The 25466-nt window shown below is 42.3% G+C and carries 23 protein-coding genes and 1 tRNA gene; 6 read left to right on the plus strand and 18 right to left on the minus strand.

Annotation, left to right across the window (positions count from 1 at the left end):
* Positions 1–1012 precede the first annotated feature (1012 nt).
* The 6 genes from clpX to BMW53_RS05590 form a co-directional block, all read right to left on the minus strand.
* On the minus strand, positions 1013–2245 hold the full coding sequence (gene clpX, locus BMW53_RS05565; protein WP_245749016.1) for an ATP-dependent Clp protease ATP-binding subunit ClpX: 1233 nt from the start codon (positions 2243–2245) through the stop codon (positions 1013–1015).
* Positions 2245–2919 carry an ATP-dependent Clp endopeptidase proteolytic subunit ClpP gene (clpP, locus tag BMW53_RS05570; RefSeq protein ID WP_038557809.1) on the minus strand — a complete coding sequence of 225 codons (675 nt, stop codon included), beginning with the start codon at positions 2917–2919 and terminating at the stop codon, positions 2245–2247. The genes clpX and clpP overlap by 1 nt, the downstream gene beginning before the upstream one ends.
* A gap of 117 nt (positions 2920–3036) precedes the next feature.
* Entirely contained in the window at positions 3037–4398 is a 1362-nt protein-coding gene (tig, locus tag BMW53_RS05575) for a trigger factor (protein WP_074780318.1), read from the minus strand.
* Between the two features lie 79 nt (positions 4399–4477).
* Positions 4478–4558 (minus strand) — tRNA-Leu (locus tag BMW53_RS05580).
* A gap of 243 nt (positions 4559–4801) precedes the next feature.
* Complete coding sequence (locus tag BMW53_RS05585; protein WP_051567744.1) at positions 4802–5743, minus strand: LysR substrate-binding domain-containing protein; 942 nt, start codon at positions 5741–5743, stop codon at positions 4802–4804.
* Between the two features lie 115 nt (positions 5744–5858).
* Positions 5859–6374: a TrmH family RNA methyltransferase gene (locus tag BMW53_RS05590; RefSeq protein ID WP_139178029.1), complete on the minus strand. Its 516-nt coding sequence runs from the start codon at positions 6372–6374 to the stop codon at positions 5859–5861.
* A 95-nt stretch (positions 6375–6469) separates the two neighbouring features.
* On the opposite strand from BMW53_RS05590, the gene BMW53_RS05595 reads away from it, so the two are divergent.
* The 3 genes from BMW53_RS05595 to BMW53_RS05605 all read left to right on the plus strand — a co-directional run bounded on the left by BMW53_RS05595 (position 6470) and on the right by BMW53_RS05605 (position 8641).
* On the plus strand, positions 6470–7267 hold the full coding sequence (locus tag BMW53_RS05595; protein WP_038557813.1) for a hypothetical protein: 798 nt from the start codon (positions 6470–6472) through the stop codon (positions 7265–7267).
* Positions 7268–7278: 11 nt separating this feature from the next.
* Entirely contained in the window at positions 7279–7980 is a 702-nt protein-coding gene (locus tag BMW53_RS05600; RefSeq protein WP_038557816.1) for an SIMPL domain-containing protein, read from the plus strand.
* Positions 7981–8068: 88 nt separating this feature from the next.
* The gene (locus BMW53_RS05605) at positions 8069–8641 is read left to right on the plus strand and encodes a PepSY domain-containing protein (RefSeq protein ID WP_038557819.1); all 573 of its coding nucleotides are present in this window, start codon (positions 8069–8071) and stop codon (positions 8639–8641) included.
* Between the two features lie 71 nt (positions 8642–8712).
* Here BMW53_RS05605 and BMW53_RS05610 read toward each other — a convergent pair whose 3' ends face one another.
* The 9 genes from BMW53_RS05610 to porQ all read right to left on the minus strand — a co-directional run bounded on the left by BMW53_RS05610 (position 8713) and on the right by porQ (position 19964).
* Complete coding sequence (locus BMW53_RS05610; protein WP_038557821.1) at positions 8713–10302, minus strand: lytic transglycosylase domain-containing protein; 1590 nt, start codon at positions 10300–10302, stop codon at positions 8713–8715.
* 1 nt (position 10303) lies between these two features.
* Positions 10304–10945: a DUF5683 domain-containing protein gene (locus BMW53_RS05615; RefSeq protein ID WP_139178030.1), complete on the minus strand. Its 642-nt coding sequence runs from the start codon at positions 10943–10945 to the stop codon at positions 10304–10306.
* A gap of 58 nt (positions 10946–11003) precedes the next feature.
* Entirely contained in the window at positions 11004–11870 is an 867-nt protein-coding gene (locus tag BMW53_RS05620; RefSeq protein ID WP_245749017.1) for a ParB/RepB/Spo0J family partition protein, read from the minus strand.
* 16 nt (positions 11871–11886) lie between these two features.
* Positions 11887–12687, minus strand: coding sequence for a ParA family protein (locus tag BMW53_RS05625; protein ID WP_038557823.1), 801 nt, complete (start codon positions 12685–12687; stop codon positions 11887–11889).
* A 123-nt stretch (positions 12688–12810) separates the two neighbouring features.
* A complete protein-coding gene (locus BMW53_RS05630; protein ID WP_038557825.1) occupies positions 12811–13806 on the minus strand; it encodes a bifunctional heptose 7-phosphate kinase/heptose 1-phosphate adenyltransferase in 996 nt (331 codons plus the stop codon).
* Between the two features lie 398 nt (positions 13807–14204).
* Positions 14205–16676: a replication restart helicase PriA gene (priA, locus tag BMW53_RS05635; protein ID WP_051567748.1), complete on the minus strand. Its 2472-nt coding sequence runs from the start codon at positions 16674–16676 to the stop codon at positions 14205–14207.
* Positions 16677–16727: 51 nt separating this feature from the next.
* Positions 16728–17591, minus strand: a complete 864-nt coding sequence (locus BMW53_RS05640) for a 4-hydroxy-3-methylbut-2-enyl diphosphate reductase (RefSeq protein ID WP_038557827.1) — start codon at positions 17589–17591, stop codon at positions 16728–16730.
* Positions 17588–18286, minus strand: coding sequence for a (d)CMP kinase (cmk, locus tag BMW53_RS05645; RefSeq protein WP_038557830.1), 699 nt, complete (start codon positions 18284–18286; stop codon positions 17588–17590). The genes BMW53_RS05640 and cmk overlap by 4 nt, the downstream gene beginning before the upstream one ends.
* 649 nt (positions 18287–18935) lie before the next feature.
* Positions 18936–19964: a type IX secretion system protein PorQ gene (gene porQ, locus BMW53_RS05650; protein WP_038557831.1), complete on the minus strand. Its 1029-nt coding sequence runs from the start codon at positions 19962–19964 to the stop codon at positions 18936–18938.
* 113 nt (positions 19965–20077) lie between these two features.
* Here porQ and BMW53_RS05655 point away from each other — a divergent pair, with 113 nt between their 5' ends.
* Both BMW53_RS05655 and BMW53_RS05660 read left to right on the plus strand, forming a co-directional pair.
* Positions 20078–20509: a hypothetical protein gene (locus BMW53_RS05655; protein WP_038557833.1), complete on the plus strand. Its 432-nt coding sequence runs from the start codon at positions 20078–20080 to the stop codon at positions 20507–20509.
* 103 nt (positions 20510–20612) lie between these two features.
* Positions 20613–21044 carry a hypothetical protein gene (locus tag BMW53_RS05660; RefSeq protein ID WP_038557835.1) on the plus strand — a complete coding sequence of 144 codons (432 nt, stop codon included), beginning with the start codon at positions 20613–20615 and terminating at the stop codon, positions 21042–21044.
* Between the two features lie 326 nt (positions 21045–21370).
* Here BMW53_RS05660 and BMW53_RS05665 read toward each other — a convergent pair whose 3' ends face one another.
* The 3 genes from BMW53_RS05665 to BMW53_RS05675 form a co-directional block, all read right to left on the minus strand.
* A complete protein-coding gene (locus BMW53_RS05665; RefSeq protein ID WP_217642895.1) occupies positions 21371–22225 on the minus strand; it encodes an aldo/keto reductase in 855 nt (284 codons plus the stop codon).
* Between the two features lie 37 nt (positions 22226–22262).
* On the minus strand, positions 22263–22763 hold the full coding sequence (locus tag BMW53_RS05670) for a YkgJ family cysteine cluster protein (RefSeq protein ID WP_038557837.1): 501 nt from the start codon (positions 22761–22763) through the stop codon (positions 22263–22265).
* Between the two features lie 469 nt (positions 22764–23232).
* Entirely contained in the window at positions 23233–24156 is a 924-nt protein-coding gene (locus BMW53_RS05675; protein ID WP_051567750.1) for a DMT family transporter, read from the minus strand.
* 148 nt (positions 24157–24304) lie between these two features.
* Here BMW53_RS05675 and BMW53_RS05680 point away from each other — a divergent pair, with 148 nt between their 5' ends.
* Positions 24305–25204 (plus strand): sugar phosphate isomerase/epimerase family protein, encoded by a 900-nt coding sequence (locus tag BMW53_RS05680; RefSeq protein ID WP_038564408.1) that lies wholly within the window; start codon positions 24305–24307, stop codon positions 25202–25204.
* Positions 25205–25466: the final 262 nt, after the last annotated feature.

The raw sequence follows: 25466 nt of genomic DNA on the forward strand, positions 1-25466 counted from the left end.
TCTACAAGCTAAACCGGAGGTATTTTGGAGAAAAACTCTTTGACAGGCTGGTTATTGCTGGAATTACTGGACTATGACTAAATACGGATATTCAAACTTACAATAATCGCCGCTGCGATAGCCAAACTTCTCAAGTTCAACATGCTTTTCAAATTTTTTGTTTTCATTGTTATAGATTCTAATGAGTATAAAAAAGTATCTACCTGGGAAACAGCAATTACTTAAATAATGTTTAAAGAAGGGGTAAAAAAAATAGACAAAAAAATTTATAATGCTATCTAAGGTGTCGAATAGTCCGTAAAATAAGGTGAATTGACAAAACGTTAAAAGGGGTTAAAAAATAATGTTGACACAAATAATTCTTGCTACGCGATTTTGTAAATCGTTCCTCAGCCTAAACGGCTGAAAAAAAAATTAGCAGTAATGTTACAAGACCTTCAAGGTTTCAGAAACCTTGAAGGTCTGATAAAGGAATAAACCTCAGTGATAGCCTCACCTGGAGTGAGACCATCACCAAAGAGCGGTTATAAACCGCTGAACCCGGAAATCATTCTGTGCAAATCAGCGTAATCTGCTAGCCATTTCTTTTCAGCGTAAATCAGTAGAATCGGTGTTATCCGCGTTTCGATCAACTTTGCCAGTGATAGCCTCACTTAGCGTGAGACCATCTGATTATAAATCGGAATCAGCGGAGTTTTTTAGACCTTCAAGGTTTTCCAAAACCTTGAAGGTCTGATAAAGGAATAAACCTCAGTGATTGCCTCACCTGGAGTGAGACCATCACCAAAGAGCGGTTATAAACCGCTGAACCCGGAAATCATTCTGTGCAAATCAGCGTAATCTGCTAGCCATCTCTTTTCTGCGAAAATCAAAAAAAATCAGTGTTGTCAGCGTTCTACCCAGTTTTGACAATTGATAGCCTCACTCTAAGTGAGGCTATCAATTGGGGTGAAGGCACAAAAAAAAACCGAACTGAAAAGTCCGGTTTTTTAATGCTATATTTTATAAGCTATTAGCTTGCTTTTAATCGTCGGATACCCGATTTGTCGATCTGGCTTTCGGCGTATTCTTTGGTGATGTGCAGTTCTGAAATTTCTTCCGATGGCGCATCAAACATGGCGTCGTTCATAATGTTTTCACAAATCGAACGCAAACCACGCGCTCCGAGTTTAAACTCAATGGCTTTGTCGACGATGTATTCCAGTGCCTCTTCGTCGAATTTCAGTTCAATATCATCAAGCTTAAAAAGTTTTGTGTATTGTTTGATCACCGAATTTTTTGGCTCGGTTAAAATGTTGCGCAGTGTTTCTTTGTCCAATGGATTTAGGTAAGTAAGCACCGGCAAACGACCGATAATCTCGGGGATCAGCCCAAATGATTTTAAATCCTGTGGCGAAACATACTGAAGCAGGTTTTCGCGCTCGATGCGGTCGGCATCTTTGGCAGCGCTGTAACCAATTACTTTTGTATTTAGTCGGTTGGCAATTTTGCGCTCGATACCATCAAACGCACCACCACATACAAACAATATATTTTTTGTATCAACAGGAATCAGCTTTTGTTCCGGGTGTTTACGTCCTCCTTGCGGTGGAACGTTTACGATGGAACCTTCGAGCAGTTTTAACAAACCTTGCTGAACGCCTTCGCCTGAAACATCGCGTGTAATCGATGGATTATCACTTTTACGTGCGATCTTATCAATTTCGTCAACAAAAACAATTCCGCGTTCGGCAGCTTCCACATTGTAGTCGGCAGCCTGAAGCAAGCGTGTTAGCAAACTTTCAATGTCTTCGCCAACATAACCGGCTTCGGTAAGCACGGTTGCATCAACAATCGTAAACGGAACATGTAACATTTTTGCAATGGTGCGAGCCAGTAAGGTTTTTCCGGTACCGGTTTCGCCAACCATGATGATGTTCGATTTCTCAATCTCGGTTTCATCATCATCAACTTTCTGTGTCAGTCGTTTGTAATGATTGTAAACTGAAACTGAAAGTACACGTTTGGCGCGATCTTGCCCGATAACGTATTGATCAAGAAAATCTTTGATCTCTTTTGGCTTCAGCAGTTTGATGTCATCCAAATCAAAAGAGCTTGATGTTTTCACCTCTTCCTGGATAATTGAATGAGCTTGCTCGGCACAACGGTCGCAAATGTGTCCGTCAATCCCTGCAATCAGAAGATTTACTTCCTTCTTTTCCCGTCCGCAAAACGAACACTTGTCCATCTTTTCTTTATTTGACATTATTTGTTATTTCTCACTAAAATTTCATCAATCATACCATAATCTACTGCTTCCTGCGCGGTCATCCAGTAGTCACGGTCTGAGTCTTTTTCAATTTGTTCCAATGTTTGTCCCGAGTGGTTGGCAATTATGGTGTATAATTCTTTTTTGATCTTCAGAATCTCACGGGCAGTGATCTCAATATCCGAAGCCTGGCCCTGAGCACCACCCATTGGTTGGTGGATCATGATGCGGGAATGTGTTAATGCCGAGCGTTTTCCTTTCTGTCCGGCTGTCATCAACACTGCTGCCATTGAGGCTGCCATACCGGTACAGATTGTAGCTACGTTGGCCGAAATGTATTGCATGGTGTCGTAAATGCCTAAACCGGCATAAACGGAACCTCCCGGCGAGTTAAAATAGATCTGAATGTCTTTCGACGGATCGGTTGACTCGAGGAACAGCAATTGTGCCTGAATAATGTTAGCTACAGTATCGTCGATGGGTACGCCAAGAAAAATAATACGGTCCATCATTAAACGCGAGAACACATCCATTGATGCGATGTTTAACTGGCGCTCTTCGATAATTGTTGGCGAAATATAACTGCCGTAGGCCGATGTATATCTGTCCATTGTTAAGCTGCTGATACCGGCATGCTTTGTTGCGTATTTTCTAAATTCGTTGTTGTCCATTTTTTATAAGTACTTGTAAAAAAATAACTTTGTAAATACGTTTATCACGATTCACAAAGTTATAAAAAAGATTTATGCTGAAACACTCAGCAAAATATTTTCAGATGATTGCAGCGCCTATTGAGCGGCTTGCATCATTTCGTTGAATTTTTCCTGCGATACTTCTTCTTCCTGAACAGTAACTTTTTCTTTTACCACTTCTACCACTTTGTCTTCCAGCAATTTTTTGTAGATACGTTCTTTTTCTTCAGGTTTTTCAAGCATCATTTTTGCGAACGATTCCAGCTGCTCCTCAGGTGCATCGTAGATTCCGTACTGTTGGAACTGTGCCATTGCCATTTTCTTGGCAAAGTCTTCTGCTTCTTCAGCTTCAATTTTCAGTTCGTTTTCTTTTGCAATGGCATCTTTAATCAATTGCCATTTCAAGTCGAGAATAAATGCAGGGAATTCGTTTTCGATTTGCTCCTGTGTTAATTCTTTGTTTACAGCTACCAACCAACGCTTCAAAAACTCTTCCGGCATTTCCAGATCCGTTTTTTCAACCAGCGCGTCGCGGGTGTCTAATGCAAATTTATGATCAGATGAGAATACCAGGTTTTTGGCCAGGTCATCTTTAATTTTTGTTTTGAAATCCTCAAGCGTTTTCACCTCAGTTTCTTCGCCGTAAAGTTTTTTGAACAACTCCTCGTTCAACTCAGCTTTCTGGAACTGAAGAATTTCAGTAACGGTGTATCTGAAATCGCTTTCCAGTGTTTCGGCTTCTTCATGCTTAATGTTAAGCATGTGCGCCACTTCGTGGTTATTTTCAAACGCTTTTACCGGGTTGAAAACGATGATATCGTCTTTTTTGCAACCAACAAATGCATTTTTAATTTCTTCGTCTTTGATTTTGTCAACTGCTAAAAGCACACCTTCAGGAGCAATTCCGCCTTCCACTTCGTTGCCTTCGGCATCAAGCTGAACAAAGTTACCGCGAACAGTGCTGTCTTCTTTTGCTTCTTCGGAAGGAACATTTTCTCCCAGTTGAGAAGCTGCCATGTCAACCTGCTGCTGAATCATGTCGTCAGAAACTTCAATGTTGTAGTACGTGTATTTGTTGCGTTTGTCGAGCGATACGTTTACCTCGGGAGCCAAAGCTACGTCGAAAGCAAACTCAAACGACTCATCTTTTTCCCAGTCAATTGGTTTTTGCTTTTCCTCGTTTGGCATTGGTTCGCCTAGTACAGGAAGTTTTTCATCAATCATGTATTTCGACAGGTTTTGAGAGATCAGTTTATTTATCTCTTCAACCAAAACAGCTGTTCCAAATCTTTTCTTAATAAGGCCTGCCGGTACTTTTCCGGGGCGGAATCCTGGAATTGTAGCTTTTTGACGATAGTCTTTTAAAACATCGGCAACTTGTTTTTCATAATCAGTTTTTTCGATGGTAAGGTTGATTACCGCATTAACCTGGTCGATGTTTTCTAAATTAATATTCATGATGATAAATTTATTTATACCCCTAAAATGCAAAAAACGCCAACCCATTTATAAAATTAGGGTCGGCGGTTTTTTTGAGTGCGGATGAAGGGACTCGAACCCCCACACCATAGGTACTAGATCCTAAGTCTAGCGCGTCTACCAATTCCGCCACATCCGCGAATTGCGGCGCAAAGATATATAAAAAATTTATTCTGCAATAACTTCAGCAAGAAAAATTCTAAATTCTATTTTGTCTGTAGGTAAATGGCATTTAGTTTGTTGATATCTAAAGTGTCAAGTCAATCAAAAAATTCAGGTTCGTCATTCCGTCCGTCAGCTGACGGATTCGGAATCTTTATTCCTTAAAGGATGCTGAAATAAATTCAGCATGACGTAAAAAAGTAACCTGGTTGACCTTATTTTAGCGCCATTCTACAATTGTTCCGCGTTTTTCGTCTTGTAATTCTTTTGGAACCGAGTCTTTAATTTCGCGCCAAAGCAGGTTAATTAATTTGTGTTTTGCATAGTGCCGCGAATATACCAGGCTAACTTCGCGCAACGGTTTTATGCTGGTGAAATTCTCCACGTTGTAGGCTCTTTTTTGCGACATGGTAGCTTTTGCCAATTCCGGAATAAGCGTTATTCCTCCTTCGCGGTCAACAATATTCATTAATGTTTCCAACGATCCGGCTTCAAAATGGAATGGCAACTGGCTATCGGTAGTACCCAGATACGAACACAGGTTTACAACCTGATCGCGGAAACAGTGCCCGTCGCTCAGCAGCCATATTTCGGGTGTTGCAATATCCTCAACCGTAATTTCTTTTTGTTGGTGCAGCTTATGTCCGCTGTTGGCATAAATCAGCATTTCCTCGTAAAACAAGGGTTTCTCCAGTATCTTTTCTTCGTGAAGAGGAGTTACAAGAATACCAACGTCGATAAGGTCTTTGTGCAAAAGATTGATAATATTTTCGGTGGTTGCTTCCACCACTTTAATGAAAATATTGGGGTATTTCTTTTTGTAGTTTCCAACAAAAATAGGCAGTAGGTAAGGGGCCAGCGTTGGAATAATACCAATGCGTAACATCCCCGAAACCTGGTTTTTATGGTCTTTTACGATGTTGTTTATTTCTTCGGCCTGTTTTAATACCACCCGCGCCTGTTCGATAATACGAACACCAACATCGGTTGGAATAAGCGGTTGTTTACTCCTGTCGAAAATGATAATTTCGAGGTCTTCTTCCAGCTTTTTAATTTGCATGGAAAGGGTAGGCTGTGTAATAAAACATGCCTCGGCAGCTTTGCCAAAATGACGATGAGTGTCAACGGCAGTTATGTACTCTAATTGGGTTAGGGTAATCATGGCGTAAGTCGATTTTTGATTTAAAGATAGAAAAAATCTATAATAATGAGCCTTAAGTTGATGTTAATTCAATTTAGTAAAATAAATACTCTTTTAAGGTGTTGAAAATTAATTGCTAAGTGCAGGTTTGCTGGCGGTACCACTCGAATGCGGCAACCGACAAGGCATTGGAAATATTTAACGATTTGCAGCCTCCGGGCATGGGTATATAAACACTTTTATCGGCCCTGTTAATAATGTTTTCCGGAAGGCCGTGCGATTCGCTTCCGGCAAGCAATATGGTTTTTGGTGGCAGTTTTTCGCGGTAAATATTTGTGGCTCCATCGCAGGTTTCCACAATGGTGAGCTGAAACCCGGTACCCAACAGTTCAATAAAATCGTTTTCAGAAATAAAACGCCATTTCATTTGGTCGTACGAAAAACCGGCGGTCTTTTTAATTTTCGATTCCCGATGATTTTCCGATTCGCGCACAAATAAAACTTCCTGCGCTCCAAGATTATGGGCCAGCCGGATGATTTTACCGATATTCTCGGAATTCGACAAGTGCCATGCTGCAATGATTATCGCACTGCTTTCGGGGTATTTTTCGTCGTTTTTGGCATTAAAAAACTTTACTGAATTGGTATTCATGATAATAAACCGGCTTTTCTTCGTTACTGTTAATAGGTTTAAAATACTATTTTTGTACAAGTGGTGAATTGCCAAAAATAAACATTTAAAAACGAATGAAGATTTCTGTTCAATACCTGGTACTTTTAGTACTAATAATTTTTGTTTCCTGCGGCCCGTCGGATGAAGATAAGGCGCGTGTAAAGATCGATCTGGCTAAAAATCTATTGGTTAAAAACGACACTGCCGAGGCAATTCGCCAGTTAGACAGTATTCCGAAATTGTACCCCGAAGCGATGTATTCGGCTAACGCCGCAAAAAACCTGTTGCAGGAAGTTCGTTTTGAAGTAATGCAGCGGAATGAAGCCGAGCTGGATTCGGTTGAAGTGCAGGTTGCAGAGCTGGAAAAATCGTTTGTAAAAGAAAAGACCGAGTTCGACCGGTATTCGCAATACACGCACAAACGCCAGACTTTTACCCGGGCATGGGACCGTTCGTACATTCAGGTGCATTTAGATGAACGCGGTGAATTGTATCTGAGCAGTAATTACCATGGCGAAAACTGGTTGAATCATACCGGGCTCAGGGTTTATGATAGTGGCGATGATGCCAAAACGGATACGATTCCGATTGGTTCGGTTGACAACCACCGCAGTGATTTTATGGAAGCCAAGTGGGAAAAAGTATCGTACCGAAACGGAAAAGATAATGGTGTAATTGAGTTTATTGCCAACAACGTAGATCGCAATCTGAAAGCTGTTTTTCTGGGTAACGAATATTATTACATCATTCTGGAAACTTACGATAAAGAGGCTGTTCGCGATGCGTTGGCCTTGTCGAAAGCCATAAAAAAGCGCAATAAACTGCAGCAGGAAATAAAAGCATTGGGGCAAAAAATTAATATTCAGCAATAATCAGAAAGTGTATGAAAAATTCAACGGCAATAATATTAGGTATTTTTATGGTGCTGGCTTTCGGCGTTTTTGGTGTGTTTTTTAAACAATCGCGGCAGCAGCAGCAAACGGTAAAGGTGGTGGGCTATGCTACACACGAATTTGAAAGTAACGTGGTGAAATGGACCGTGAGCCTTTCGCAGCGTGTGTCGATGTCGGGCACCGAAGAAGGTTACCGTTTGATGGGTAAAAAACTCGAAACATTCAAAAAAGTGTGGGAGAAAACGGGAATTGCCACCGAAGAGTTTAAAGTGTTTCCGATAAATGTAAATCGCGAGTATTCAAACGGCGGACATTCGGGCTATAGCCTCACGCAACGTATTTATATTCTCTCGAACGATTTAAAAGAGATTGAGCAGATTGCTATCGATCCGGCAGTTTTTGTAAATGCCGGCCTGGCTTTTGATAATTCGCAAATGGAATTTTTTAGCACCGAGCTGGAAGAGATTAAAAAGGAATTGCTTGGAGCTGCCACACAAAATGCCCGCGAACGCGCCGATTTAATTGTGTCAACCACCGATTTAAAAGTTGACAAACTTCTGTCGGCACGCAGTGGTGTTTTTCAGATTACCGAACCGTACTCAACAGAAGTGGCCGGTTATGGTGTACACAATACCAGTTCGCCCACCAAAAACATAAAAGTTACTGTATCGGCCGAATTTTCGTTAAAATAGGAAAAACCCAGATTCGTATTTTTAACCTCACAATTTAAAACCAAAACAACCAACTTATGAGTGGCCAACCAACAATTTGTGTATTCGCATGAGCCCTAATCACGTCAGAGCTAAACAAGCAAAACTTATTCGCTATTTCCGAAAGATACACCGGGTAACAGGCCTTCTGTTAGTTGTGTTTTTCTTATTCGTAGCGGTATCCGGAATTTTATTAACGTGGAAAAAGAACAGTGGCGGACTAATTCTGGCCGAATCGCAAACCGGAACAACAACCAGGCTTAGCGAATGGCTGCCCATCGATAGTTTGCATACCCTTGCATTACGGGTTTATCACGATTCTATTTCGGCAGAAAGTGTTCCCGAATTGAGTAAAATAGATGTTCGGCCAAACAAGGGGATGGTGAAATTTGTGTTCGAAGATGGTTATTGGGGCATTCAGCTGGATGGTGCCACCGGGGAGGTTTTGCACATTGAGCGCCGCTGGTCGGATTTAATTGAAAATATACACGACGGTTCTGTTCTCGATCACTGGTTTCGCACCGATGGCGGGTTAAAACTTTTCTATTCCAGCATTACCGGCTTTGCTTTGTTGTTATTTTGTGTAACGGGATTTTGGCTGTGGTATGGGCCAAAACGTATGCGTAGAAGGATGGAGCGTTGATGACGCAGGTTTTTCGGATGACTAAAAAAAATGAAAAACAAGGTGTAAAATAAAGTGTTGCGAGATTTGGATTATCCTTTACGTTTAATCTTTAATTTCTGCCCGATGTACAATCCCCGGTCATTCTTCAGCTCATTTAAGCGCATGATCTCATCAGCCGAAATTCCTGCATATTTTTGGGCAATGTCCCACAACGTATCGCCTTTACGTACGGTGTAATATTCAAAATTCGGATCAAGAGGTTTTGTAGTGCGCGTTGTTGTTGGCGCTGATGTTTTGCCAATGGAAGCTTGTTTTTGAGCAAAACTCATAGTTGTTACCTGCTGGTATTTTTCCTTGTCTTTTTCAGGAACGTAAATAGCCAGTTTCTGCCCCACACGAATTATGTCGCGATTAATGTTGTTCCAATACCGTAAATCGGAAGCACGTACATGAAACCACGACGAGATAAAACCAACATTGTCGCCCGCTTTAACGGTGTAAACAACCTTTGCTTTTCCTTTAATGTCAACAGGCGTAAAATAGCTGCTGTTGCTTGTTGTCGGGTCCATTAAGGTATTGTTTGGGAAGTATTTATTGCACTCGTAGGCAAAAATTGCAGTGTCCAGATCAACAAAATCCAAAATCACATCGTTTGGCAGAACCAATGGATAGGGTTTGCTTTCTTTGGCCGGAATCACATCGCGACGATACATCGGATTAAGGGCACGCAGCTGTTCCTTTTCGATATTCAGTTTTTCGCTTACCTGATCAAAATGCAGGTAGTCGTTCACCATTACCGTGTCAACCGATAGTTCTATTTCGGGGAAACGTGGTACTAAGTTGTGTTCCTTGTAATATTCGAAGGTGTAAGTTGCCGCAATAAATGCAGGTACATAACCTCTGGTTTCGCGTGGTAGGCGGTAGTAAATTTCCCAGTAATTCCGTTTTCCACCCGAGCGGCGGATGGCACGGTTTACATTCCCCGGGCCGCAATTGTATGCTGCAATTGCTAAGTGCCAGTTGCCGTAAATATCATGCAGTTTGGTGAGGTAACGGGCAGCGGCATCGGTGGCTTTTATCGGGTCGCGGCGCTCGTCAACAAACGAGGTTATTTCCAGTTTCATGTTGCGGGCCGTGCCGTACATAAACTGCCACAAACCATTTGCGCCAACCCGCGAGCGGGCCGTTGGGTTTAATGCCGACTCAATAATGGCCAGGTATTTTATCTCCAGCGGCATATCGTATTTATCCAGCGTTTCCTCAAAAATAGGGAAGTAGTAGGCCGATAAACCAAGCATCACTTCAACCAGGTCGCGACGCTTTTCGGTGTACATTTTTATGTAGTTGTTTACCACCGAATTGTATGAAAGGTCAACAACCTGTTCAATTTCTTTTAAACGGTTAATGTAAACCGAATCGGGCAGATTTTTAGGGTAGTTGGCGGTTCTTACTTCCGAATTGCTGAAATTGAAACGGTTCTGAATATCCCACGAACTCATCATGCTGTCCATCTGATCCGAAAAAATGGGATTCAGCATATCATCAACATCCAATGCGTTAAAACCGGTAGTATCTGCTTCCAGTTGTAAATCGTCTAATGTAAGTGCTGTGTCAATTTCCTGTGCCAGCACACTGGTGAATAATAATAGCGAAAATATGTAACTGATAATATATCTCATCTTAAAAAGTAAAAGTGCAACTTACACCATAAACGTATTGAAGATTCTGGTATTGCATTGTGGGCTGCCAGTTAAAAGTAAGGTCTTCGCTGATATCAAAATCGTACAAGTGTGCATCTACACTGGCATCGATAATATTCAGTCCGTAAAACCCAATAATGCTGATAATTAGCAAGTCGCGATTACGCCGGTAGTAACTTTGTTGTTTGTCGAGACCGGTTTTAAAATTGTTGTAATACGTGGCGTTATTTAGGTCGTAATACTGTGTGGCCTCCAAATCCATATACGAATTTGTTGGATCCTCTTCACCGTATGGTCCATCGCCATCTGTTAAATCGGCATAGGCCTGACGCATAATTTTGTAGTTGTCGTTATTCCAGTGAATAAAATAACCAATGGTTCCGAAACCGGCATAAATCAACGGAATTTTCCAGTATTTTTTGTTGTACGCCTGTCCAAGTCCCGGTAAAAATGTTGAATAGAGGGTGGCTTTTTTAGGCGAATGTTCAGTCTTTCCAGTTACTTTATTTGCCTGTGCAATAAAAGCAGAATCCTGCGCAGTTGTTTGCCCCAGCAAATTAATGCTGAAGAACAATGGCAGGCTAAGAAGCAATATTTTAGAAAAAAAAACGCGTTTAATCACACTAATAATTTTGCGCAAAAATAGAAAATACCCTTAGTAATTGTGTGATTCTTAAGGTTTATTTTTGATTTTCAAATATTTTAACAATTCTTTCCAGATCGGCTTCCGACTTAAAAGGAATGGTAATCTTTCCTTTTCCTTTCTCGTTCATCGAGAAGTCGATTTGTCGGCTGAAGATTTTGTCGAGTTGGGTTTTAATTAGTTTAAATTCTTTTGGGAACTTAGGTTTTTTAGGCTCGTCTGTTTTTTCTTCAGTTGAATTTAAATCGCGAACAACCTCTTCTACTTTCCGAACCGAAAGCCCGTGTTTGATAATTTGCTCGAAGATCATTATTTGCGTATCGGCATCATCAATATTAATGATGGCACGCGCATGACCCATCGATATTTCTTTGTCGATTAGTCCTTTCTGAACAATGGCCGGAAGTTTTAACAAACGCAGGTAGTTGGCAATGGTAGAGCGCTTTTTACCCACGCGGCCGCTCAGTTCTTCCTGCGTGTATTCCAACTCGTCCATCAGGCGTTGGTAGCTTAGTGCAATTTCAATGGAGTCGAGGTCTTCGCGCTGAATGTTTTCAACCAACGCCATTTCCAGCATACCATCGTCTTTGGCTTTACGCACATAAGCCGGAATTTTATTCAGTCCTGCCAGTTGCGATGCCCTGAAACGTCGCTCACCGGCAATAATCTGGTATTTATTGTCGCCAACTTTTCGTAAGGTAATGGGCTGTATCAATCCAATTTCTTTGATCGAGGCCGAAAGCTCTGCCAGTGCCTCTTCATCAAATTTCGAGCGGGGTTGAAAAGGATTTGCTTCAATCTTGCTTAATTCAATTTCATCCAGTCCGGCGCCTTGCTGCATTTTTTCAGCATCGTCGATCAATGCGCCTAATCCTCTTCCAAGTGCATTCCTTTTTGCCATCATACTTACTTAAGAATGTTTAATTTATAACAACATTGTCTTTCGACATTTTAGTCATAGCATTGCGCTGTAATATTTCGCGCGCCAGGTTCATGTGGTTAATTGCTCCTTTCGAGCTTGCATCGTAAAGTACCACCGGTTTTCCGTAGCTGGGTGCTTCACTTAGTTTTACGTTACGCTGAATAATGGTGTCGAAGACCATCTCCTGGAAGTGGTGTTTTACCTCTTCCAAAACCTGGTTCGACAGGTTTAAACGACCGTCGTACATGGTGAGCAGGAACCCTTCGATTTCCAGTTCCGGGTTCAGGCGGTTCTGAATGATTTTAATCGTATTCAGCAGTTTGCCAAGTCCTTCAAGCGCAAAATATTCGCACTGTACAGGAATGATTACTGAGTCAGACGCTGTAAGGGCATTTACCGTAATTAATCCCAATGATGGTGAGCAGTCGATAAAAATAAAATCGTACTTGTCTTTCAGTGTTTCCAGGGCCGATTTTAGCACTTTCTCGCGGTTGGGCAGGTTTAGCATTTCAATTTCAGCACCAACCAAGTCAATGTGAGAAGGAATTATATCCAGGTTGTCGATACCGGTGTGTAAAACCGCCTTGTCGGCTTCTATTTCATTTACAATACATTCGTAAATACTTGATTGCACGTTTCTCAGGTCGAATCCTAACCCCGATGTGGCATTTGCCTGCGGATCGGCGTCAATAATCAGAACCTTCTGTTCAAGTACTGCCAGACTTGCAGCCAGATTAATAGTTGTGGTTGTTTTACCAACTCCTCCCTTCTGGTTTGCTAACGAAATTATTTTTCCCATTTATAGCGTCTTTTTTATTCTTGAGCGGTTTCAAAGTTAACAATTTACCATTAACCAAAGTGTAATTTTAAAGGCATGCCGGGGGATAAATTGATAAGCACTTGGATTTGAACCCAAAAGCGTTTAAATTTTTTGCGATTTCATTTCTTTTTTCAGCTGTGTTTGATCAACCGGAACAACTCCTACTTTCTCGCATACCAATCCACCTGCCAGGTTCGACATCTGTGCTATTATTTTTGGCGAAAGTCCGGCCGCCATTGCCAGGCTGGCCACTGCGATTACCGTGTCGCCGGCTCCTGATACATCAGCAATATCACGAATAGCAACCGGATAATACTGCTCTTCATCGCCATTGATGATAAATATTCCCAGTTCTGAAAGGGTTATTAGTATCAACTTTAATTGTTGCCCCGTTTTAAAGGTTTCGGCTGCTTTTTTCAGGCCTGCCAGATCGCCTTTCTTAAGCGGGAAGCTTGTGCCTTCAACAAACTCTTTAAAATTGGGCTTAAAGAGCGATACATTTTTATAATTAGTAAAGTTTTGCTTCTTCGGATCAACAGAAGTTGGGATGCCTTTTTCCTGTGCCAGGTCGTTAATGGTTTTAAATAAATTTGGCGTAACCACGCCTTTGTTGTAATCAACAAAAACGATCACATCAACCTGCTGTGTTTCCAGCTCTGTTTTTATGGCGTCAATCAATCTGTTTTCCATTTCTTCTGAAATGTACTCAATGGATTCCTCATCGATCCGAACAATTTGTTTGCCGGCACTAATTACCCGGTTTTTTACTGTTGTATTTCGCGAAGGATCGATAAATATCCCCTCGGCAGAGACCTTACGTTTATCTAAAAGATTTAGGAATTCCTTACCATTGTCGTCGTCGCCAACCACGGCAAAAAGTTTTGGAGTAGCTCCCAGTTCCTGAATATTTCGGGATACGTTTGCCGCGCCGCCAAGACGGTTTTCACGCGTTGTTACAGATACAATAGGAACCGGAGCTTCAGGTGACAAGCGATCAACTTTTCCCCAAAGATAGGTGTCAACCATAGCATCGCCAATTACAAGGGCGCGTATATTTGAAAACCGGTTGAATATTTCGTTTACTTCTGCTTTGTCCACAAAATAATTTTATGAGCACAAAACTAAGAAAAAACAACGGTAGAAAAATGTAAATACGAGAAACTTATTGTGTTTTTCTGATCCTGGATCCTTGATGCTGGATTCTGGATTCTAGATGTAGGATGCTTGATACTTGATGCTTGATACTGGTGACTGGAAGCTAGTGGCTAGGAGCCAGCAGCTTTTAGAGTAATAATATCCAATATTCAACTTAAAATTACCAACAAGGAAGACTGTTGGAAATTGGGTATTGATGATTCAATATTGGATATTCGTTTTTGATTCTTGATGCTGGTTGCCCCGACGCTTCCGGTCGGGATTTGGCTGTGGCCGATTTTCAATTCGCTTCGTTCAACTGGATGCTGGATGCTGGATTCTCAATACTGGATGTTTGATTGCTAGGACGGATCGACATCGATATTAAAAACGCAACTGCTGTTTGACGGAAGATGCCTAACCGTTTTTACGGCAGCGGTAATTTCTTTTTTTACCAGATCGAGATTTAGTTTGCGATCAATTTTTATCCAAATCTCTTTGTGGTGCCACAGTTGAATACGGCTGATCAATGGATATTCCGGTCCCATAACCACCAGCTGTTTGTGTTTACGCAGGTGCTGTGCCAGTTGGTTGGCGGCACGGTCAACGCTTTGAACATTTTTGTGTTTCACCACAATTTTCACCAATCGGAAGAATGGCGGATATTTAAACAGTTGGCGTTCTTCAAACTGCTCTTTTAGTGTGGCCTGGTAGTTTTGTTCGCGAATCAACTCAATTAGCGGATGATCGGGCTGCGAGGTTTGAATCACCACTTTCCCCTGTTTGTGCTTTCGTCCGGCGCGGCCTGCTACCTGCGAAATAAGCTGGTAAGCACGCTCGTGTGCCCTGAAATCGGGGAAGTTAATCAGGTTGTCGGCATTTAAAATTCCCACAACGCTCACGTGTTCAAAGTCCAGTCCTTTGGTCACCATTTGTGTCCCGATCAGGATATCTGTTTTTCGCTCCTCCAGGTTTTTAACGATTTTGGCAAAGGCATTTTTCGATTGCGTAGTATCCAAATCCATACGCGCAATCCGTGCATTTCGGAACAAGGGTTTCAGCTCGTCCTCAATTTTTTCGGTGCCGTAACCCCGTGTTTTTAATTCGGGCGAACCGCAATTGTCGCATTTGTCGGGCAGTTGGTAGCTAAACCCACAATAGTGGCAACTTAACCGCCGCTTGTATTTATGGTAGGTAAGGCTTACGTCGCAATTGCGGCATTTGGGAATATCGCCACACGAGAAACATTCAACGTAAGGCGAATAACCACGCCGGTTTTGGAAAAGTATGATCTGCTCATTTTTCTCCAGCGCTGTTTCCATCATTTCAAACAGTTCGGGCGTTAAAAACGAGCGCATTTGTTTGCGTTTGTAGGCGCGTTTTATGTCGGCAACCAGAATCTCGGGAAGCTCCATTTCCGAGTGGCGCTTCATCAGGTTTACCAGTCCGTATTTGTTTTTAAGTGCGTTGTAATACGATTCGAACGAAGGAGTTGCCGAACCCAACAATACTTTTGCATCGTTCTGGTAGCCCAAAACTACGGCCATATCGCGGGCGTTGTAGCGTGGTGCCGGATCGAATTGTTTGAACGAATTTTCATGCTCTTCATCAACGATAACAATTCCCAGTTTCGAGAAAGGTAAAAACACAGCCGAACGAGCGCCCAAAACTACCTGATAGCCTTCTTTAGGATTGTTGTTGAACTGCAATACTTTCTCCCAAATTTCAACACGCTCCTGGCTGTTTAGTTTCGAGTGGTAAATGCCGACTTTATTCCCGAATACGTTTTTCAGGCGTTTTACGATTTGTGTGGTAAGCGCAATTTCCGGAACGAGGTACAAAGCCTGCCTTCCGGTTTTTATCATTTCATCAATCAGATGGATGTAGATTTCCGTTTTGCCACTGGCTGTAATTCCGTGAATCAGCGTTACCTGCTGCGTTTCGAAAGTGGTTTTTATTTCTTCGTAGGCTTTTGCCTGGTATTTATTCAGCAGGTTAATACTTACCTGTTCGATTTTTTCCTCTTCCAGCCGCGAGACCTGTTTTTGGCGCTCAACAAGTAGTTTCTTTTTTACCAGCTCTTTTACCAGGTTGCCCGAAAAAGCAGTTCCGGCCAGCAATTCTTTTTTTGGGATTTCATTTATCTGATCGTCAGAAAATACATTCGTTACCGTGCAAAAATGAAAAAGTAGCTCCTGTTGTTTTTTCGCGCGTTTCAACGCATCGGCCTTTTCCTGAAGTATTTTTTCAGAAGAAATACTGCTGTGCAGTTTTACAAAGGCTTCTGTTTTTGGTTTGTATTTGCTGCTGATTTTTTCCTCGGCATAAACCACTTTTTTGTCCATCAGCGAGCGGAGTGCCTGGTACGAAAATTCAGTTCCCAGTTTATGTTCTATATCCGAAAGTTGCGAAACATCTTCCTGCAGTTGCCGGATGATCAGTTCTTCTTTTGGGCTAAGGGTTACCGGTTCGTCAATACCGGTTAAGAAAAGTTTCGATTTGCTTTCGAGTTTTAACCCGGTAGGCAGAGCAGCCCGAAATACGTCGCCCAGTGTACAGCAATAATACTGCGCCAGCCATTGCCACAATTTAAAATTTACCGGAAAAATTATGGGATGTTCATCCAGAATTTCCTGAACTTCTTTTACCTCCATATCCTCCGGCTTTTTATCCGAGAGGGAGATGACCAGAGCTGCGTACAATTTCTTTTTGCCAAACTGCACAATAACCCGTTTCCCGGGAGCAATCTCGCTCTCCAGCGATGCAGGTACTTTGTAGGTAAAGCTATCGTGCAGCGACAGGGGTAATATAACTTGTGCAAAAAGTTGAGGCATAAAAAATATTTGCCTAAAAGTACGGGATTTTATGGAATGAACGGAAGAATCTTAATCGAAGTTGCTGTGGATCCATTTTTCCACATCTTCCATCAGCCAGTTAGGTGTTGAGGTAGCCCCACAGATACCCACCGACTTAACGCCTTCGAACCATTCTTTTTTGATTTCATCGATTCTGGTGATGAAATACGAACCATCATTTACCTCTTTGCAAATGGTGTACAAATATTGTCCGTTGGAGCTTTTTCTGCCGGCAACAAACAAAATCATATCAAAACGTTCGGCAAATTTTTTCAGGTTGGGAACGCGGTTCGACACCTGACGGCAGATGGTATCTTTTATTTCAACCGGAACGCCCGGCTCTGTGGTTTCTTTTACTTTTTGGGCAATGGCATGAAAATCTTCAATTCGCTTGGTAGTTTGCGAGTACAGCGAAACCGGACGGCTTTTGTCGATCTTGTCAACATCGGCAATACTTTCAATAATAATGGCATTGTGTTTGGTTTGCCCGTTGAGGCCTTCAATTTCGGCATGCCCTTTTTTACCGTAAATAACTACCTGGCCTTCCATTTGCGAATGTTTGGAATACGAGCTTTTAACTTTCTCCTGAAGTGTAAGCACAACCGGACAAGTCGCATCAATCAGTTCCACGTTGTTGGCTTTAGCATACTCGTAGGTCTCCGGCGGTTCGCCATGGGCACGGATTAATACCTTACAATTGCTGAGGGTAAAAAACTTCTCTTTCGAGATGGATTTTAATCCCATTTTCTCGAGGCGCTCCACTTCCATTCCGTTGTGAACGATGTCGCCCAGGCAGTACAATTGCTTTGTCTGCTTCAATTCATCCTCCGCTGCTTTGATTGCGTTGATCACGCCAAAGCAAAATCCCGATCTTCTATCTATCTCAACAATCATTTTCCTTCAGTAATTTCTTTTACTTTGTTAACGGCCCAGTCCAGTTGTTGTTCGCGCGTTAGCTCACTATTATCAAGAATTAATGCGTCGCCGGCTTGTTTTAAGGGACTTACGGCGCGTGTAGAATCAATTTTGTCGCGCCCTTCAACATTGGCTAAAATCTCTTCGAAGTTTACCTTGTCGCCTTTTTCGGTGAGTTCGAGGTAGCGGCGTTGTGCACGAATTTCGGGCGAGGCGGTCATAAATATTTTCAGCTCGGCATCGGGGAAAACCACAGTGCCAATATCGCGGCCATCCATAACAATGCCTTTGTTTTTACCGTTTTCGCGTTGCTGGCGCACCATTTCGTGGCGCACTTCGGCAATGGTACTTATGGGGCTTACATTTTCAGAAACTTCCAACTGCCGGATTTCATCTTCCACATTTTCTCCATTCAGGAAAGTGGTGTTTTTACCGGCTTTTTCGTCCCATTTAAAAGTGATTTTTATGTCTTTCAACCCATCGATAACCTTTTGTGTGTCGGGAATTTTATTCTCGATCCAGCCCTTGCGAAGGGCAACCAAAGTTACCACACGGTACATGGCTCCGGTGTCGATATAAACGTATCCAAGGCGCTTGGCAAGTGATTTGGCCATGGTGCTTTTGCCGCAAGAGGAGTGGCCATCGATGGCTATGATAATCTTTTTGTCGTTCATGTTTCTTTTAGGAATTTGAGGCAAAGATGGGGAATTTTTAATTAAGATTCAATTGTCTGTTTTAGGTGATTCTAAATAAATTTTAGAGAATTAAAATTCTTTTCGAGATGTATGTTTTTATTGGTTGCGAATATGCTAGAGGTCGGTTGTTGTGTTTGACTGTAGATCAATATTGTAGATTTTGTCCTTATGCCGGACAGGCAGTTCCTTTTGCATTCGATCAAAAGGAACCAAAAATCTTGTCAAAAAATAACCTTTGCGTTTTTTCAATGTGGCGGGTTAGCCCGACTGACGGATTTTTGACGAGCCCGCACCAAGTTTGGCTTCAGGTCCGCCTTCGAGAAAAAGCGTTAAGAAAATAAATGAAGAGAACGTTAAAAAATCAAGTCTGTTCGACGCTCGTTAGCCCTGAGGGAGGAAGGGCTAAAAGGAGGAGTTTTTTGATTTTAGTGAATGGAATTTATTTTTAGCTTTTTATCGTCAGCGGTGGCTTTTTTGAATCCTTTTTCATGTGATTAGGATTGTCCAAGTTTGGCATCACATGTAATTCGCAAGCTCATTTCAGCTATAGGAAAAAGTATTTCCTGTCTGGAAAGACGATTGTTTGATGAAAACTGGAAGGTGGTTTAGAAATATCAGATTAGTTCAATTAGAAATTATTGTTCAGGTTAACCGCTACCGAAAACAGGTTGGACGAGCCGGCCAGATGGAAACGCGAAATGGCATAATCAAAATGAAAGCGTTTGATTTTTAATCCGAATCCGGCAGAAAGGCCAACCGTAGAAGCCTTGTTGTCGAATTTTAGCTCCTGGCGGCGCTGGTAATTGTAGCCCACACGCAGGGTGAAATTCTCCGAAGGAAGTAGTTCGGCTCCCAGTACTAGGTGGCGCATGGTTTGTTTGGCAAAACTCTCCTCGCGCTGGTGAATGGTTTCGCCGTTAAAATCCTCTTCTTCATCGCTTGATGCCAGATCCCAGTGGTTAAGGTGTTGCAAAGTAGCCGAGAAAATAAGCGGGGCGTGTTGTAAGCGCTTGCTTATTCCGGCCTGAATGTTCAACGGAATGCGTTCGCGGTCGGCGCCATCGTAATACGTGGAAATTTGCGTGCCGATGTTGCGCACCACCAAAGCCACGTTTGTATAGCCGTCTTTGCTGGCGAAACTGGCTCCCAGGTCGGCGGCAATTCCAAGCGATTGGTAGCTTTCGAACGACGATAAAATCGGTTTCAGGTTGATGCCGTAATTCAATCGTTTATAGCGGTTCGAATAAATAAGGTTCAGTGCATATTCGGCAGCTTTAAAGGTTATTCCGGTAAGTTCTCCGGCTTCAGTGGCTTCGTCGAACTGCCCGTAATTGATGTAGTGCATGCCCACCGCAAAATTGCCGATTCCATCGTAGGTTTTGGCATACGAAGCATAGCCGTAATTTACATCGGCAAGGTAATTAACGTAATTCACCAAAACGCGGTGGTCCATTTCTTTGTGCAGCAGTGCCGGGTTGGTGTATGGAAGGTTCAGGTCGCTTGAATCCATGATCGCAACTTGTGTTCCTCCCAGGGCAGCAATACGCGCCGAGTTGGTCAGCTCCAGAAACTGGTAGGTATATTCACCTCCAATTTGAGCCTTTCCCGCAACTACCGAAAAACAAAAGAATATGAAAAGGTAAATTTTTCGCTTCATGGGCGATCATCATTTTTTCTAAAACGCCAAAGGTATTTAATTATTATTATCGGTGGAAACAGATCGGGGGGAATTATCGGTGTTGGAATGGTGCTGATGTATTTGGAACGCAGATGACTGTGATTTTGCTGATTTTTGCCAGAGTAATTGCCGCGTTTTTGTGGGTAACACTGCTGTTACGTGCAGAAATACGAGAAACCAATAAGAAATGCAATTGTACCGCCCGGAAATGGAAAAAACCAATCAGAAATGCGAAAAACGGGCGAGAAATGCCATCGTACCAGCCGGAAATGCAAAAAACCAGCGAGAAATGCGATTGTACCAGCCGGAAATGCGAAAAACCAACGAGAAATGTAAAAAACCGGCGAGAAATGCGACACGACGCGGTAGATTCCAAATCCGGGACGTTTCTTCCGTTTCTGTCTGGTAAATTCCATTTCTGGGACAGATTCCCGAAAGAATACAGGGAGATAGCAGAAAAGGAGGCTTGCGAAGCATTTCTGCAAGGAAAAGAAAGGGCTTTCCGGGTTTTTCTGAAATTCTGAAGGCCTTCTGGCTCTTGTTACGTTAACTTCTGATGTTTTTTAGTTGTAGCACATTTGACGCAACCAACTATTAAGAATTTGCATCTTTCGATAAAACAAAATTATGAAAGTCTTAAAATTATTAATTGGAACGATTATTATCGGATTGACTCTTACTTATTGTGATAAAGAAACTGATAATTCATCAACTGTTTGTGACAAATCAGTAATCGTAGATGAAGACCAGTACAATAATGAACCAAATGACCAACTTACAATAATTAGTGCTGAATTAGATAATGATTGTTTAAAAATAAATTTTGCATCCAGTGGGTGCAGTGGAAGTTCTTGGGAAGTAAAGTTAATTGATTCTGGAGTTATCCTTTATTCCGACCCACCTCAAAGAAATTTAAGATTGTCATTGAAAAATCAAGAATTGTGTGATGCATATATTGGAAAAGAAATAACATTCGACATTGGTGATTTACGAATCAATAGAGATAAGGTCTTGCTAAACTTAACGAACTCAGGTGACCAGATTTTATACGAATACTAAAAGAGCAATTTCGGATAAAACTTATATGAACTATAACATGTCGAAATGCAATAAAAACGTGCTACAACACAGTACATATTGCAGGGTGGGGTTCGGTGGTACGCCAACTGCGGATTCTCGCATCGCAGTTCCGTGTCCTTCGGACAGGAACGCTCTCCGAAATCCACCCCGACAACATGTACCAACCGAAGTCATGCATAAAGCTCCTTTCTAAAAATAATGGATACCCAGATTTCCGCTGTGGCTATGCGCTTAGCGGCTTTAAACCGCTTAGCGCGTAAAGAAACCATATTGATAGCCTCACTCTGGGTGAGGCTATCAATATACTAAGTCAAAGGTAGCCGCTCGGGCCAGATATTCGGCAACTCGCCGCTAAATCCCATTTCGGGTAGATTGTCGATCAGGTTCATTTCTTCCGGAGTGAGTTCAAAGCCAAATACATCCAGGTTGTCAAGAATCCGTTCGTGAGTAGTTGATTTTGGTATCACCACTACCTCGTGCTGCGTAATCCAGCGCAGGCATACTTTTGCGATCGATTGTTGATGGTTTTGCGCAATCTGTTTCAATGTTTCATTGTGGAACACACGTCCGCGTGCCAGTGGCGACCAGGCTTCAGGCACAATACCGTGTTTTTTGCAATAGGCTGTTAACTCCGGCTGCCAGTAACCCGGGTGAAACTCGATTTGGTTGATCGCCGGTTTTACCTTAGCCGATTGGAACAAGGCTTCAAGATGTTCCTGCCAAAAGTTGCTCACACCAATCGATTTTATTTTGCCTTCGGCCTGCAGTTCTTCCATGGCGCGCCAGGTGTCGGCATTGGTTTCTTGCCAGTTGTTGTAGTTGCGCGCATTTGCGGGCCAGTGTATCAGGTACAGGTCGATATAATCCAGATCGAGTTTTTTCAACGATTTTTCCAGCTCTTTTTTGGTTGATTCGTACCCCAGGTAATCGCGCCACAATTTGGTGGTTACAATAATTTCTTCGCGCGGAATGCCACTGGCCTTAATTCCTTTGCCAACGGCTTCTTCGTTAAAGTAAAAAGCTGCCGTGTCGATTAAGCGGTAGCCATTCTGAAGGGCAAATTGTACCGCATCAATTGCTTCCTGTTCGGTTGATTTGTAGGTTCCAAAGCCAATTATGGGCAGTTCGTTTCCGTCGTTTAAAAGTAGGTTTTTCATCATCTGTATATTGTAAGCAGTGTTGCTGTTTGGGTTAAAGTTAGAAATTTTCCTTTTTCAATTCGTCAAAAACCTCGAGTACCACCGGACAGGTTTCGCAGTTTTTGTGCGACAGTTCGAGAATTTGGTAAAAGCGTTTCCGGTCGGTGTGCGGGTATTCGCGGCAGGCTTTCGGTCGGCTTTCGTACACCATGCAATAATTGTCGGGCAGCAGAAAAGGGCAGGGATGTTCGTTAAAAACAAAGTCGCCGTCTTCGTCGGTTTTTATGTATTGCGCCATAAAATCGGCCACTTTCATTTTCAGGTGTTTGGCCAGTCGCTCAATGTCTTTGTCAATCAGCCGCGGACCAATTGTTTGGCAGCAGTTGGCACAATCCAGGCAGTCGAAATTATCAAACGCCTCATAATGCAGCGTATGCACCACATCGTCGAGCCGTTTGGGTTTTTTCTTTTTCAGCTTTTTCAACAAAGCATTGGTTTCGGGCCGGCCTTTATCGGTAAGCTGTTTTAATTCTTCGGGTGTTTTATAATTGATGTTCATTATGGTTGCAATTTTAATAAAACTTTCTTTACCCCTCACCCTATCAGGAGCTCCCCTCATGAGGGGAGCCGGCTAATTGGAACATTTGCAGCTTTACATCAACGCATTTTTCCCTGTTTAGGGAAAATGTCGACAGACAAAAGGGTAGGGTTTGTGATATTTGAAATTTAAGGGTTCTTTACCCCTCAGCCTGTCGGGAGCTCCCCTCACGAGGGGAGCCAGCTAATTGGAGCATTTGCAGCTTTACATCAACGCATTTTTCCCTGTTTAGGGAAAATGCCGACAGGCAAAAGGGTAGAGTTTGTGATATTTGAAATTTAAGGGTTCTTTACCCCTCAGCCTGTCGGGAGCTCCCCTCACGAGGGGAGCCAGCTAATTGGAGCATTTGCAGCTTTACATCAACGCATTTTTCCCTGTTTAGGGAAAATGTCGACAGACAAAAGGGTAGGGGCAATCTTCAAAATCCAGTTTATTTCCGGTGTACCTCAACTGCTTTCAGGCGCCCGTTCGTATCTTTCTTTTTGAGTTGTGAGAGGAACAGCCCCGAGACAACTACAATAATTCCAACGATTTTTTGAAGCCCCAATTCTTCTTTCAGAATTAAAAACGCCAGAATGGCTACAAACACGGGAATAAGATTGGTGTAGGTGTTCGACCGGGTTACGCCAAGTTGCCGCACGCTTTGCGTAAAAAACACAAAAGCCAGTGTTGACGAAAATACCGCCAGCAGAAGAATGGCTCTGAATGCCTGCGGGTGAAACGGCGTTTGAAGGAAGTCCTTTAAATCGATGCTGAGCCAGATGGGTAAAAACAGGAGTACGCCTATAATATTCTGATAGGCAAGAATAGTAAGCGTATTGTAACGCGAAGCCAGACTTTTTAAAACCAGAGCGTAACCAATGGCCGACAAAACGGCCATAAACTCCAGGCTAACGCCCAGTGGCGACGCATCGAAGCGAAAGTTGCCATTTAATACAACCAACGCCACGCCGGCAAACGACAATGCCAGGCCGATTGTGTTCATTAAACTCAGTTTTTCTCTGTAAAAATACCAGGCAGCAATTGGCGTAAACAGTGGAATTGTAGCCACAATAACCGCTGCCACTGTTGACGAAACGTATTGCAAGCCATAACTTTCGCCTAAAAAATAAAGAAAGGGTTCGAAAAATGCGATAAGGAAAAAAAGTTTGTAATCCTTTTTCGCAGGTTTTTGCAGGCGTTTTAAAAGACGAGCAATTATAACGATTAGAAATGCCGAAATAAGCAGCCGGAACAAAACAACAGTGATCGGTTTGTAGGCTATAAATGCAATTTTAAACCATACAAAAGAAAAGCTCCAGAAGAAAATAGCCCCCAGAGCCGACAAGGATGCCAGCAATTCTTTATTCTTCATATTTCAACGATTAAAGCGACTAAAGTAACGATTAATGCCTCAGCAAATTTGGGAATAATAGCGTAAAAAAGCCATCTTTGTAAACAAATCACAGTTTTGTGACAAGATTTAAATACCTAAAACCAATTTAAAAATGATTTCAAAAAGAATGAGTTTAAAACTAGTAGCAGTAGTTGCTGTTGCTTTGCTGTTTATGCAAGGATTAACGTCGTGCAATTCGGCTCCGAAAAAGGCAGATGAAAAAAGTGCTGAAGTTAAAAAGGAACAGTTTATCGGGCTTCAACTTTATTCGGTTCGCGACGACATGGGAAAAGATGTAGCCGGAACACTTAAGGCAGTGGGCGAAAGCGGTTATAAATTTGTTGAAACGGCAGGTTATGGCGATGGACTGATGTATGGCATCGATCCGGTAGAGTTTAAAAACCTGTGCGAAAGCAACGGCCTGCAATTTTTGGGAGCACACACCGGACAAGCTGTTCCGACTGAAGAAACCTGGGACGAAACCATGGCCTGGTGGGATACCTGTATTGCCGCACACAAAGCAGCGGGTGTAAAATGGATCGTTCAACCCTGGATGGGCGGTTCGGCCTACGAAAGCCTCGAGGGTTTAAAAGACTACTGCGAATATTTTAATGCCGTTGGCGAAAAATGTAATGCCGCCGGTATTCGTTTTGGTTATCACAACCACGACCAGGAATTTACTACTGAATACGAAGGCAAACCGCTTTACGACTGGATGCTGGAATTAACCGACCCTGAAAAAGTGATGTTTCAGCTCGATTTATACTGGATTGCAGAAGGAGGAAAAAATGCCCTTGATTATTTCGAGAAGTACCCGGGACGTTTTGAGCTGTGGCACATAAAAGACGAAAAAGAACTGGGCGAAAGCGGAAAAATGGACTTTGCCTCGGTTTTTGCCGAACGCGAAAAATCAGGTGCTAAATATGGTATTGTTGAAGTTGAGCGTTACAATTTCGAGCCGATTGAAAGCTGTAGAAAAAGTATGGATTATTTAAAGTCGCAGGATTACGTTGACTTTTACGAGTAAGAAAAGTTAGATAAGCAATAAAAAAGCGGTTGTTCGAATTTAATCGGGCAACCGCTTTTTTTTATCTGTTTTAAAAGGGAAAGAGCCCGTATCGAAATTCAGGTGGATTTTGCTTCTCTAAATCAATTCAATTCATTATTAATTATCGACGGCACTACAGCTCTATAATCAGCTGCGAAAACAGTGTTGTAAAAAATACCATTCAAAATTTAATTCATTTTGAGTTGTGGAAAGAATAAAATATTTATATTTGCACCCGCAA

Origin of the sequence: Draconibacterium orientale, from assembly GCF_900111425.1 — a bacterium.
GTDB classification, from domain to species: domain Bacteria; phylum Bacteroidota; class Bacteroidia; order Bacteroidales; family Prolixibacteraceae; genus Draconibacterium; species Draconibacterium orientale.

Bases quoted from the DNA above. Each gene is read 5' to 3' on its own strand.
- clpX (WP_245749016.1), bottom strand. From the start codon at position 2,245: ATGTCAAATAAAGAAAAGATGGACAAGTGTTCGTTTTGCGGACGGGAA.
- clpP (WP_038557809.1), bottom strand. From the start codon at position 2,919: ATGGACAACAACGAATTTAGAAAATACGCAACAAAGCATGCCGGTATC.
- tig (WP_074780318.1), bottom strand. From the start codon at position 4,398: ATGAATATTAATTTAGAAAACATCGACCAGGTTAATGCGGTAATCAAC.
- BMW53_RS05585 (WP_051567744.1), bottom strand. From the start codon at position 5,743: ATGATTACCCTAACCCAATTAGAGTACATAACTGCCGTTGACACTCAT.
- BMW53_RS05590 (WP_139178029.1), bottom strand. From the start codon at position 6,374: ATGAATACCAATTCAGTAAAGTTTTTTAATGCCAAAAACGACGAAAAA.
- BMW53_RS05595 (WP_038557813.1), top strand. From the start codon at position 6,470: ATGAAGATTTCTGTTCAATACCTGGTACTTTTAGTACTAATAATTTTT.
- BMW53_RS05600 (WP_038557816.1), top strand. From the start codon at position 7,279: ATGAAAAATTCAACGGCAATAATATTAGGTATTTTTATGGTGCTGGCT.
- BMW53_RS05605 (WP_038557819.1), top strand. From the start codon at position 8,069: ATGAGCCCTAATCACGTCAGAGCTAAACAAGCAAAACTTATTCGCTAT.
- BMW53_RS05610 (WP_038557821.1), bottom strand. From the start codon at position 10,302: ATGAGATATATTATCAGTTACATATTTTCGCTATTATTATTCACCAGT.
- BMW53_RS05620 (WP_245749017.1), bottom strand. From the start codon at position 11,870: ATGATGGCAAAAAGGAATGCACTTGGAAGAGGATTAGGCGCATTGATC.
- BMW53_RS05625 (WP_038557823.1), bottom strand. From the start codon at position 12,687: ATGGGAAAAATAATTTCGTTAGCAAACCAGAAGGGAGGAGTTGGTAAA.
- priA (WP_051567748.1), bottom strand. From the start codon at position 16,676: ATGCCTCAACTTTTTGCACAAGTTATATTACCCCTGTCGCTGCACGAT.
- BMW53_RS05640 (WP_038557827.1), bottom strand. From the start codon at position 17,591: ATGATTGTTGAGATAGATAGAAGATCGGGATTTTGCTTTGGCGTGATC.
- cmk (WP_038557830.1), bottom strand. From the start codon at position 18,286: ATGAACGACAAAAAGATTATCATAGCCATCGATGGCCACTCCTCTTGC.
- porQ (WP_038557831.1), bottom strand. From the start codon at position 19,964: ATGAAGCGAAAAATTTACCTTTTCATATTCTTTTGTTTTTCGGTAGTT.
- BMW53_RS05655 (WP_038557833.1), top strand. From the start codon at position 20,078: ATGACTGTGATTTTGCTGATTTTTGCCAGAGTAATTGCCGCGTTTTTG.
- BMW53_RS05660 (WP_038557835.1), top strand. From the start codon at position 20,613: ATGAAAGTCTTAAAATTATTAATTGGAACGATTATTATCGGATTGACT.
- BMW53_RS05665 (WP_217642895.1), bottom strand. From the start codon at position 22,225: ATGATGAAAAACCTACTTTTAAACGACGGAAACGAACTGCCCATAATT.
- BMW53_RS05670 (WP_038557837.1), bottom strand. From the start codon at position 22,763: ATGAACATCAATTATAAAACACCCGAAGAATTAAAACAGCTTACCGAT.
- BMW53_RS05675 (WP_051567750.1), bottom strand. From the start codon at position 24,156: ATGAAGAATAAAGAATTGCTGGCATCCTTGTCGGCTCTGGGGGCTATT.
- BMW53_RS05680 (WP_038564408.1), top strand. From the start codon at position 24,305: ATGAGTTTAAAACTAGTAGCAGTAGTTGCTGTTGCTTTGCTGTTTATG.